Raw genomic sequence first — 11,808 nt, 5'->3', positions numbered from 1 at the left:
AGATGAAACTTGTCGGAATTGTAGGATCAAATGCTGAATTTTCTTATAACCGTTTGTTATTAAATTTTATTGCAAAAAACTTCAAGAAATTAATTGACGTTGAAGTTCTGGATATTAAAGATGTACCAATGTTCAATCAATCGGATGATCAAACAAATAGTGAAGTAATCCAAAATTTAAATAAAAAAATTGTGGAAGCAGATGGTGTTATTATTGCTACGCCGGAATATAACCACTCCATCCCGTCCGCATTACAAAGTGTCTTGGAATGGCTATCGTTTAAAATACATCCTCTTGATGGAAAACCAGTAATGGTTGTGGGGGCTTCTTATGATGTTCAAGGATCTTCACGATCTCAATTGCATCTGCGGCAAATATTAGATGCACCTGGTGTAAACGCTGTTGTTATGCCCGGAAATGAATTTTTATTGGGTGAAGTTTATGATGCATTTGATGAAAATGAAAACCTGAAGGATGCGCAAACAGCCCAATTCTTAGAAACTTGTATAAAGAAATTTATCCGTTTTATCAACGTTGTCAATGTTCTGCAATCACCTGAAGGAATGAAGGATCTATCCGATGCAGAGGATTTATATGCTACCGGAGCTATTGATACAACAGTTGAAGGTATCGACATGTCAGCCGATGACTGGCTCGAACAGGCAGCAGAAGCAACGCAGGCAGTGGAAGGTAATACTTACGTTAAATTAAATCGTGGGCTTTTAACGGTCAATCAGCTCAATTATTTCTTGAATTCCATGCCGGCGGAATTGACTTATGCAGACAGCAATAACCAATTCTTATACTATAACCACCATATGGAGAAGGAAGATATGCTGGCAGGACGCAGACCGGAACAAGTAGGAAGCCCGCTGGCAGAATGCCACCCGGAAAGAGTGTTCAGCGGCGTTTCCTGGGTTATTCAACAATTACGCAGCGGGAAACAAGATGTGGTACGGACGCAGGTGCCAACACATGGTCCAGATAAATTTGTAGTCCACAGCTACCAGGCTGTACGTGATGACAATGGGAATTATCTTGGAATCAATGAATATGTACAAGATATTCAACCGGTGATTGACTGGTATTTAGAACAGACAGGTCAACAGTTAACTGGAGGCGGCGTAGATGCTGTATCTGGAGCGACTTCAAAGGTCGACACTGTATCTGGAGCGACGGCCAAGGCTTAAAAACAGTTAATCAAAAAGAGGTCATCATGGCCTCTTTTTCGGCTTTCATTCCAGCATTTAATTGTTAAGGTGAATAATAATTTATTAGAGGATGTTCAAAGTATTGGAATACAAAAGGGTGATAATATGGCAATGCAGACTCGTGAAATACATATGATGGGAACGGTAATTCAATTATCGGTTCAGCATGACTATGCAAATTTTGTCTTGGAGGAGCTGATTCTCCGATTGAAAGAATATGAGAAACGCTTTAGTGCGCATGATCCAGCTTCTGAATTAATGGAAGTAAACAAAAATGCCGGGATTAAACCGGTAAAAGTAAAGCCAAGCCTATACAAATTAATCAAAATCGGCAAAAAACACAGTACTCCAGCAGACAGTTCCTTGAACATTGCCATTGGTCCCCTTGTTCAAGCCTGGCGTATTGGATTTGAGGATGCTGATGTTCCCTCCCAGACATCCATTGAATCCTTACTCAGCAAAACTAATGCCTGTGACATCATACTGGATGACAAGGAACGAACCGTATTTCTAAAGCATGCTGACATGTTTATTGATTTAGGCGCTCTGGCAAAAGGGTTTATTGCTGATCTGCTTATTCATGATTTGGAATCGATGAATGTATCGGAAGCTTTAATTAATTTAGGCGGGAATGTCATAACACATGGTGCTTCTTCCAAACACGAGGATGGTTATTGGCGGATAGGGATTCAACATCCTTTTCTCCCACGTGGAAAGTATATCGCTGTTTTAAGAGCATTCAATCAATCCGTTGTTACATCCGGGATTTACGAAAGAAGTTTTACTAAAAATAACAAAACATATCACCATATTTTGAACCCTCAAACCGGATATCCGATTAAATCAGAAATCGCCGGTTTAACAGTAGTTTCAAAAAAGTCCGTTGATGGGGAAATATGGACCAGCCGTTTATTTGGAAAGACACCCCGGCAAATTATTGATACGTTGAATCAACTGGAAGATATTGAAGGGATTGTCGTTACGACGGATAGTGAGATTTGTTATACGGAAGCTCTTAAACCGTATATCAGTGAAGTTATTTTATAGTTTTGAGTCTTAACGGTGGATGAAAAAAAGCAGGGACACAGCTCTTTCATCCCAACCCAAAAAAGCAGAAAAATCATATATCCGCAAATATTTTAACTGAGCCTCTTCCATTTCACTTTTGCACAACATAAAACACTCTTCTTATATTGAAAATCAGAGGAGTGTTTTTAAGTAAAAAATAATGTTTGAAACTATTTATACCAGTCAGCCCCACCACATAGCTAAAACAAATAGAGACCACCAAGAGGTGAGTAATCCGGCAATTACAAACAACGTAATATATATGCCAAGCTTTTCTTTATTTATTCTTTGTATCTTATACTGAAAATAGATCATAATTAGAGAATTTAATATTAAGAATATACTTATTAATGTTAAAATAGTTAAATTATATATCGGGTATGATTCCGGGAAAATACTATTCAAAAAATAAGCAAAGTCTTGTCCGAATATCCCAAGTATAATTCCCAAGATGAAACTTCCAAATATAATTACCTTACTCTTCTTTATCAAAGCACATCTCTCCCCTGTATTCCTTACAATATTATTTTCAACTATCTGTTTTGTTCAAATAGTGACTAAATTCAATGCAATCGATTCCAATTTCTTAATAAACTATTATACATGCCCGTCTTCATTACAATAAAAAGTTTGATAGCCACTAGAAAATGCTAATCAGTAAAAGCATCTGCCCTTTTCATCATTAGTTTATATCCTTCAGCAGCCATTCAACTGCCGTAAACACGTTTTCAGCAATATACTCTAATCATTAGGTTTACCGCCTCCCATCCCGAAAATAGCATTTAAAATTATTACTTAAGCTAGACACTAGAAAGTATCTGTTAAAAATATTTTTCAATAATATTTTTTGCTCGGCCATCTAAATTGGATGGCCGATCAGGTATTGCAAAATATCTTAATTCTATACTTTCTCCATCGTTCATTTGCAGTTCACCGCTTATACCTTCTGCCAAATAAACAGCAATAATATTATAAACTTCATCTCCGTTCGGATATTTAAAATAAAAATCTTTACCCGATAGGATATCTACAAATTTTAAAGTTTCTGCTTTCAAACCTGTTTCTTCATAAAGCTCCCGTTCCGCAGTTTGCTCCAGGGTTTCTCCCATTTCCATTGCTCCACCGGGCAGTCCCCATTCTTTCGTATCAGAACGATGTTGGAACAAAATCTCGTCTCTCTCATTTTTGACTACAATCGTTGAACCCGCCAAAATAAAAGGTCTGTTGCCTATAAGTTCTCTTATTTCCTTAACATATTCAGCCATATTTCCTCCTTTATAAATATATTTTCTACTTATCTGCTCGTTAATCTAATAACATAATTCCATAAAATACTTCCCGATAGTTTTATAATAAAAGAGAGCGTAAAATCTCATTTTATTATGGCAGTAAAGAAGCCCGAGAATAAGCCCACTCTACAACTTTTCTACCTTTCCCTTCCCTGAAACACATAAGGAACTGCCTTTTCCAACAGGCCTCTAATTCCCTCTTTATGATACGGCATTCTTTTATCCGCTTCTTCTATGCTCACCCATGCTGTATCCGCAATCGTTTCTGTATCCTGTATCGAAATTTCTCCACTGATGACCTTTGCCATAAACGTAAAAAAGATTGCATGATGATTATATTTTTCCATAAATGCTTCATTCACCGAAAGTATATCTCCAGCTTCTATCGTCAAACCAGTTTCTTCTTTCGCTTCCCGGACAACTGCTTCAGATAAGATTTCTCCCTTTTCCACTGCCCCGCCAGGCATCGTCCAATCATCGTGCTTTATATTTTTCACCATTAAAATTTTTTCTTCATTTTCATCTAAAATCAAAGCATAAACCACATCTACTCTCTCCATTTAAGCATCCCCTTATAATATATTTTCTATTTCTTATAATTTTTCCTTTGCTTTCTTCAACAATGAAACGGCATAGCAATCCATTCTCTCTTTCATCATTTCCACAGTAATATCCTTTTTTCCAAAGACTCCCCATCCAGGATAAATATCCGGCTGTCCTTCCAAAACATCCATTAATGAAACAATATCCCAATAAACATCATAGGAAAAATCATCCTTAGTTTTCTTTTGATAAGCTGATAAAAAAGCATCCGCAGCTTCCACACTATACAGCATAGCAAGGTTCCAGCGGCAGTGTCCTATATCAATACCGGCATGACCTAAGCAGCCATTTGCCCAATCTACAACACCACTCACCTCATTATTCTTCCAAAGTACATTTACCGGATGAAAATCCCGATGAATAAATTTTGGTGTATAGCTTGGCTCCGGCTGCAGCACTATCTCCTTTAAAGCCTCCCATACTTCCTGTTTACCAGACCAGGCTGGAATTTCGATTTCATCCGCTTTTTGATAACGCTCATGCTGCCATGGGAAATCAATGATTGAATTATCGTGAATCTGAGCTAATGTTTCTGCCAGCTTGCTTAACCATACCACCTGATTTTCGGGCAAAATATTTATCTTACCTTCTATTTTGCTCATTAAAAGAAGCGGTTTGCCGATAATTTCTCCATCAGGATCAGCAGCAATATATTGCGGTGTTTCAACAGCTAATAATGCTGCCGCCTTCAGACTGTCTACCTCCTGTTTAATATCTTTCGCTGTAAAGCTGCTCTTTTCATATTGACGCAGTACCAATTCCCTGCTTTCACCGGAAGATAAATACAAACCGATTATATACATAACGGCGGTCGTACTGCCTTCTAACGGATGAACATGGTGAATAACTGACTTGTTTGAAAAATGAGAAACGATCCAGTGCTTTAGTTTTTCAGAAATATAAGCCATACAACCTCTCCTTCTTTATACAAAAATCCTCGTCTTACTAAAAAAGCAAACGAGGATTTTTAATGTTTTTATGATACACGATTTCCCTTTTCCAACTTTGCCTGTTCAGCCGGAGACGGGTCAAATTTAATAAAGAAATAAGCGATTAATGTACATAACGCCAACACAGCAATCACTGCAAAGGCTACATTCACACCAAAAATATCAGGACGGGCAACTGTTTCACTGCCCTCTGTCATCGTAGCAACAGATGTCATAATCGTTACAAGGATGGCTGTACCGACTGAAGCAGCTACCATACGCATCGTTCCATCTAATGCAGCACCGTGCGGAATAAGCTCTTTCGGTAATTGATTCAATGCTGCTGTCTGGATAGGCATCATAATCATTGCCAACCCTAGCATCCTCACTGTATACATGACGATGACAAAGGTAAAGGTTGTGTTAACATCAAGAAACATAAATGGAACAGTTGCCAAAGTAATAATAATTAATCCAGGCAGTACAATCCATTTTCCGCCGATTCTATCAAACAGCCGGCCGACAAATGGTCCCAATAGACCTGTGATTAAAGCTCCCGGAAGCATGGATAACCCCGCTTCAAATGCAGTAAAGTCCCGCATATTTTGCATGAAAAGCGGAATTAATGTCTCCGTTCCAATCAATCCCATAAACGTAATCGAACCAATAAATACACTGAATGGGAATATAGCATACTTAAATACTCTAAATTCAAGCATTGGATGCCTTAATTTAAGCTGACGCAAAATAAATAGAATCAGAGAAAGAATACCGACAGCCAATGTAACCAGTGTGATTGGCGCTCCCCAGCCGAAGTTACCTGCGTTGGTAACACCATAAAGAATTCCTCCAAAACCAAATGAAGATAGAATAACAGAAAGAACATCAAACTTGGTTTTCTTCACTTCAGTTACATTGCGTAAAGCGAAGAATGCGATAATAATGTCAATAATAGCTATCGGCAAAATAATATAGAATAATACACGCCATGTATAATGCTCTGTTACCCAGCCCGAGATAACCGGTCCAATTGCCGGAGCAAAGGAAATTACCAGTCCAATCAGCCCCATGACAGAGCCTCTTTTATTAATAGGAAATATTAATAAAAATACAGTCGTCATTAATGGCATCATAACTCCAGCTCCCAGGGATTGGATCACTCTGGCCATAATTAAAAACTCAAAATTCGGCGCAATTCCGCCAATGAATGTTCCAACAGCAAATACACTCATTGCAGTTAAAAAAAGCTGCCTCGTTGTAAAACGTTCAATTAAAAAAGCACTGACAGGGATCATAATCCCATTGACCAGCATAAATACGGTTGTCAGCCACTGTGCGCTGTTCGGCGTCACACCCATTTCATTGATAATTGGCGGTATAGCAGTAATCATCAATGTCTGGTTTAAAATAGAAATAAAAGCCCCCGCCAGCAACAATGCGACAACAGTCGGTCTATGTATTTGATTCATCTATCTATGTCTCCTCTTGCAGTTAAATTTTATTTTTGTTTTCGAAATAGTAATCGGCTTACTATAGATTAAAGGAAAAGCTGAAAAGATGCCAGCCTTTTTTTACTTCTGCTCTATGCAAGAAATGAAATATCAATTTCCTGTATGTTACAATCCCCATATAACTATCTGATGAGAGGTGTGATTATTATGCCAACCTGTCAGCATTGTCAACATAAATGGACTTGGAAGCAAACAATGAAATCAACCACAACCATAGACACCGCATATATTTGCCCTTATTGTGAGGAGAAGCAATATGCTACCAAAAAATCAAGAACAAAATTTTATTTCTTGACTTTTATTCCTTTGATAGCTCTTCTTTTAAATTTATTTAATATACCCATATGGTTTATTTTCAGTTGGCTTATTCTTGGAGGTATTGCTGTTCTTAGTCTCTTTCCTGCTGTATTAAAACTGACAAATAAAGAGGAATTTTTCTTTTGACTTTTGTTGGTTGCTACATGCCAAGGAGATGTAAATTAGAAAACTATTTGAAATGAACAGGTACCTGACACCTTTGTTTCTATATCAATATTCCGATAAAATATTTGAATACAACATATATCCCACAATTGCTCTTCACCGCTAAGAATCGTGAAGTTTCTTCTTATATCATGTTTTACTCACTCAAACAAAGGGAAAACTTTCTTTAACATCGCTATAAAGGAGTTGGACAAAATGAAAACATTCAGTGTAGTACCAAATGCAGATGAAACGAGCTGGATTGTAAAACTGGAGGACGTCGCACCGGAAGAAGTTTATGGCTCAAAAGATGATGCAATTTCTGCTGCAGAGCAAATGGCGAAAGAGAATACACCAAGCAAGGTGGAAATCAGGGATAAGGACGACAATATCCAAGAAGAAAAGAACTTCTAGCATTCTACGTTTCGATTGTAAAGTTACTATCCTATTAACTCAATAAATCTAGAAAAAGGAAGCGCTGGGAGTAGTGCTTCCTTTTTCTACATTTCCGTTGAATGAATGCTTTTATTAAAAATTAGAGCTGTAAAAATGGAGGTAAATAGAGTGTTAAAACCTACGATGCTATTCTCCCCAAACTTCCTCAGCAACTTCTCTTACTAGACGCAATTTATCCCATTGCTGTTCTTCCGTAAGAATATTTCCCTCTTCTGTTGATGCAAAACCGCATTGCGGACTGATACATAAGCGATCAATCGGAACATACTTTGCGGCTTCTTCAATGCGCTCCTTGATCTGATCTTTATCCTCCAGCTCTGGAAGCTTAGAAGAAAATAACCCTAATACGACAAGCTTGTTGTCACTTACATTGACCAGTGATTCAAATCCTCCTGCACGCTCTGTATCAAACTCTAAGTAGTAAGCTCTAACCTTCTCTTGTGCAAATAAAATTTTGGCAATAGTATCATAAGCACCTGATGAAGCCCATGTTGAATGATAGTTCCCACGACACACATGGGTTGTAATGATAAGATCCTCTGGATGATTTTCGATTGCTTTATTATTTAAATTTACATAAAGTGTACCGATATCTTCAACATTCGCACCATCATGACGGCTGGCCCAATATTTTTCATCGACCAGCATTCCCCATGTGCAATCATCCACCTGCAGGTTTCTGCACCCTGCTTCATATAAATCTTTGATAACTGTTCGATATGCTGCTGCAATATCTTCTATTAATTCATCCTGATTCGGATAAATCTTATTCGTTACTTCCACATTTTCCGGGCGTTGTAATTCTGCTAAAAATTGCGCCGGTGCAGGAATCGTTTGTCTGGCAACTACCTCCTCGTCAGCAAACTGCTGCACAAATTGGAAGTGCTCGACAAACGGGTGGTTTTCTCCACTGATTTTTCCAGTTAAACCAGCCGTTTCTGGTCTTGTTTCTTCCCCTTGAAATTTATAACCTTGAGCAATATCCTGCTTTTTTGCACCTTGCAGCCCCCACATAAAATCAAGATGCCACCAGGAACGGCGAAATTCTCCGTCTGTAATTGCTTTTAAACCGACTTCTTTTTGCTTTTGGATTAAATCTTTAATTGCTTCATCCTCTACAGCTTTTAAATCCTGTTCCGAAATATTCCCCTTTGCAAAAGCTTTGCGTGCTTCCTTTAATTTTTCCGGTCTCAGAAAGCTTCCCACGTTATCAAATCGGAATGGTGTTTCTGCGCGTATGCCTTCTTTACTTGCTACTGTCATCACTGATCTCTCCCTCGTTTCATTGGTTGTAGATTAGTCTATCACAGTAAATTCATTATCAGATAACACCTAAAATCTATCGTTTGTTATAGCTTTAAGCTATAATAAACTTTGACGTTCTTCCTCAATACTGGTCTGCAAATATGCAATATACGTTTCCGCCATTGGGCTAAGCTCAATATCCTTATGAACAATATAGCCGACATTAATGATTTCATCGACCTTCAAAGGCACTGCTATAATATTATCGCCATTCAGCTTTTGGCTGATAACCCCTGTAGATATCGTATAGCCATTAAGACCAATCAGCAGATTAAACATTGTCGCCCGGTCCCGGACATGGATATTTTTCGGGCGGGTCAGCGTGCTCAATATCTCTTCTGAAAAATAAAATGAATTATAATCTCCCTGTTCATACAGCAGATAGGGGTAGGGCTCTAAATCCTCCAGAGTAACGTAATCCTTTTCCGCTAATGGATTATCCCCGCTGATAAACACATGCGGTGTTGCCTCAAATAAGCGGTGAAAGGCTAAATTCCCTTCCCTTAAAAATTTCCGAATCACCTGCTCATTGAAATCATTGATATACATAATCCCGATTTCGCTGTTTAAATTTTTGACATCTTCAATTATTTCATAGGTCCTTGTTTCCCGAAATGTAAAATCATACTCATCCCGGTCATAATCCTTTAACAGGCGGACAAAGGCGCTGACAGCAAAGGCATAATGCTGGGCAGAGACAGCAAAATGATGCTGCGGCGCTGCATTGTTGGAATAGCGGTTTTCCAGCAGCTCTGCCTGCTCCAGAACCTGTCTGGCATAGCCTAGAAACTCGGATCCTTCCTTGGTTACATGAATTCCCTTATTGGTACGTGAAAATATTTTAATGCCAATTTCTTTTTCCAGTTCCTTCAATGCATTGGACAAGCTTGGTTGGCTGATAAATAAAACTTGGGCTGCTTTGGAAATGGAACGGCTTCTTGCTACTTCTATGACATATTTTAATTGTTGTAAGGTCATCTCTTTCCTCCCTTATAAAAAGATCAATAAAAAAATAACTGCAATTTCTTCATTCTTTCCCATCTAAACTACATCAATTGGTGAAAGTCGCCTTGACACGCCGGGACCTGATGAAATATAAAATCCAAAGGACACTGGGCAGAATAGAACCCCCGCCTGTTTCTCCTTCCATAAACAGGACAGGCAGATGGGATAAAATATTAATAGTATAAGCTGTTATCATCAGCTTTGGCAATATTCGTTTCCTTTTGATCCATGAATATATAATAAAAAATAGAAGAATATCAAAATAATGTTTGTTATGTAGATAATTAAATCGTAAGTATCTAAATAAGCCGGATTGACAGCTATAACAATATATACCGCCGCAACTATATTAAGAATCATCATAATTGCCGGGAGAATAAGCCATCCAGCTACAATTGCATAGGAAGAATCTGTTCTAAATTCAGGCTGATTTTCTGCATTTTTTTCTTCCAATGACACGTCCTCTTTTCTACTTAATGTAGACTCAATATAGCAAATTCAGGATGTTCCTTCAACTGTTTTTAGTCTGACAGAACCATTTCCAATCCTGATTATCAGCATTTCCTTATTTTTTATAATCGATGGCTAAATCAGAATAGAACTTTTAATCTTCTCATTTGATAACACTTTTATCCAAACAGAATTTTGCCTGATCTACTCTACTTTCCGGAAAGGATGCCGGGACAGCCAAATAAATAGTGCAAGAAAAATAACTGCTGAAAATAGAAATAGCGGTGGAACAGGTAGCCATTCTGCCCAAATTCCAGCAATAAATAACCCCAGTGGCAGCATCAGTTTCATAAACATAGAAGCAGTTCCGGCAACTCTTCCAAGCATATGGTTTGGAGTTACCTCCTGCCGGATAGCCAGATAAATAATATTGGATATAACAGTTGAAAAAGTACGGATAGCCAGGCTGATTCCTAATAACCACCATGTATTTGCAAGAGACAGAAGAACCATTGCAACAACATCGACTAAGAAAAAGCCCGTAAAAATTCTCCCTCTGTTAAATTTCCTGCGCAGCGGTTTCACGGCCAACGCTCCCAGCAAACCGCCCAGCGAAGAAATTGAAAACATCAAACCAATTTCTTTTTCCGACGCATGCAGCTGTTCAGCCGCATAAAAAACAAGCACGCCGATAACAAGACTCATCGCCAGATTAGTAAAGATAATTGCAATTGTAGGCGTAAGCAAGGTTTTATTTCGAAATAGTTCGTTCCAGCCTTCTTTAATTTCCAGTCTCCAGCTTCCTGCTTGTTTTGTTTTCAGTCTTTCCTTCTCCGGAACCTGAACAAACTGCACACAAATAAATAAAATGATTAAGCTTACCAAATAAATCGATAACACAGATGCAGTCGTCAGTATGCTTAATAACATTCCGGCAAGTCCCGGACCGACTGTTTGAATAAATGTTCCTACAAAGGAAAGCTTGGCGTTTGCTGAAGTAAGCTGTTCCTTGGAAACAATCTGCGGCATGGCAGAATGTTGTGCATTTCCAAATGTATAACCGGCTGAAGATAATATAAAGCCAAGAATATATAGATGCCACACCTGCATCGTATTTGATAAAAGAAGAAGAATCATCCCCAGCGAAGCAATGATGGAAATCAGACTTGTCCAACGCATCATCGTTTTCCGATTCACCCGGTCAACCAGCACTCCGGCAATAATCCCAAGAAAAATATTTGGGAAGAAATCAATAGCCCTCATCGTACTCATTGCCAGAGCAGACTCTGTCATGCTGTAAATCAATAGCGGAACTGCTAGAATATACATTTGCAAGCCAATACTTTGTACGGTTGACCCTCCCCATAAAAACAGGAAATTTTTATTTCTCCATAAAGAAACCGGCACTTCTTTCTCTAGTTTTACTTGATTTATTTCCATTCCATCACCTCTCCCTCACTGTCTGCTATTTACTTTTAGTGTAAGTTGTGAAAAGATGAATAAAAAGTGAGGATTATAA

The 11,808-nt window shown here is 38.3% G+C and carries 12 protein-coding genes; 3 read left to right on the top strand and 9 right to left on the bottom strand.

Annotated features, from left to right (window positions below; all coding sequences use genetic code 11):
- Positions 1-2: 2 nt before the first annotated feature.
- The gene (locus MHH51_RS04665; RefSeq protein ID WP_156985696.1) at positions 3-1,190 is read left to right on the top strand and encodes an NAD(P)H-dependent oxidoreductase; all 1,188 of its coding nucleotides are present in this window, start codon (positions 3-5) and stop codon (positions 1,188-1,190) included.
- Positions 1,191-1,316: 126 nt separating this feature from the next.
- The gene (locus MHH51_RS04660; RefSeq protein ID WP_339284739.1) at positions 1,317-2,258 is read left to right on the top strand and encodes an FAD:protein FMN transferase; all 942 of its coding nucleotides are present in this window, start codon (positions 1,317-1,319) and stop codon (positions 2,256-2,258) included.
- Positions 2,259-3,100: 842 nt separating this feature from the next.
- Here MHH51_RS04660 and MHH51_RS04655 read toward each other — a convergent pair.
- From MHH51_RS04655 to MHH51_RS04640, 4 genes are all read right to left on the bottom strand, one after another.
- Positions 3,101-3,544: an NUDIX hydrolase gene (locus MHH51_RS04655; RefSeq protein WP_339284738.1), complete on the bottom strand. Its 444-nt coding sequence runs from the start codon at positions 3,542-3,544 to the stop codon at positions 3,101-3,103.
- 161 nt (positions 3,545-3,705) lie between these two features.
- The gene (locus MHH51_RS04650; protein ID WP_339284736.1) at positions 3,706-4,128 is read right to left on the bottom strand and encodes an NUDIX hydrolase; all 423 of its coding nucleotides are present in this window, start codon (positions 4,126-4,128) and stop codon (positions 3,706-3,708) included.
- Between the two features lie 33 nt (positions 4,129-4,161).
- On the bottom strand, positions 4,162-5,079 hold the full coding sequence (locus MHH51_RS04645) for an aminoglycoside phosphotransferase family protein (protein ID WP_339284735.1): 918 nt from the start codon (positions 5,077-5,079) through the stop codon (positions 4,162-4,164).
- Positions 5,080-5,147: 68 nt separating this feature from the next.
- Complete coding sequence (locus MHH51_RS04640; RefSeq protein WP_156985699.1) at positions 5,148-6,569, bottom strand: DHA2 family efflux MFS transporter permease subunit; 1,422 nt, start codon at positions 6,567-6,569, stop codon at positions 5,148-5,150.
- A gap of 720 nt (positions 6,570-7,289) precedes the next feature.
- Here MHH51_RS04640 and MHH51_RS04635 point away from each other — a divergent pair.
- Positions 7,290-7,487: a DUF2188 domain-containing protein gene (locus MHH51_RS04635; protein ID WP_147210868.1), complete on the top strand. Its 198-nt coding sequence runs from the start codon at positions 7,290-7,292 to the stop codon at positions 7,485-7,487.
- 168 nt (positions 7,488-7,655) lie between these two features.
- On the opposite strand, the gene MHH51_RS04630 is transcribed toward MHH51_RS04635, so the two are convergent.
- From MHH51_RS04630 to MHH51_RS04610, 5 genes are all read right to left on the bottom strand, one after another.
- Complete coding sequence (locus MHH51_RS04630) at positions 7,656-8,792, bottom strand: 5-methyltetrahydropteroyltriglutamate--homocysteine S-methyltransferase (RefSeq protein WP_339284732.1); 1,137 nt, start codon at positions 8,790-8,792, stop codon at positions 7,656-7,658.
- A gap of 99 nt (positions 8,793-8,891) precedes the next feature.
- Positions 8,892-9,812, bottom strand: a complete 921-nt coding sequence (locus MHH51_RS04625; protein ID WP_077604529.1) for a LysR family transcriptional regulator — start codon at positions 9,810-9,812, stop codon at positions 8,892-8,894.
- Between the two features lie 73 nt (positions 9,813-9,885).
- On the bottom strand, positions 9,886-10,035 hold the full coding sequence (locus MHH51_RS04620) for a DUF2569 family protein (RefSeq protein ID WP_339286249.1): 150 nt from the start codon (positions 10,033-10,035) through the stop codon (positions 9,886-9,888).
- On the bottom strand, positions 10,035-10,292 hold the full coding sequence (locus MHH51_RS04615; protein ID WP_339284730.1) for a hypothetical protein: 258 nt from the start codon (positions 10,290-10,292) through the stop codon (positions 10,035-10,037). Before MHH51_RS04615 ends, MHH51_RS04620 begins: the two co-directional genes overlap by 1 nt.
- A 201-nt stretch (positions 10,293-10,493) precedes the next feature.
- Positions 10,494-11,729: an MFS transporter gene (locus MHH51_RS04610; protein ID WP_339284728.1), complete on the bottom strand. Its 1,236-nt coding sequence runs from the start codon at positions 11,727-11,729 to the stop codon at positions 10,494-10,496.
- Positions 11,730-11,808: the final 79 nt, after the last annotated feature.

This window comes from Oceanobacillus sp. FSL K6-3682 (genome assembly GCF_037976165.1).
GTDB lineage: Bacteria > Bacillota > Bacilli > Bacillales > Amphibacillaceae > Oceanobacillus > Oceanobacillus sojae.
The sequence above is the reverse complement of the archived record's forward strand: the minus strand, read 5'-3'. Positions and strand labels throughout refer to the sequence as shown.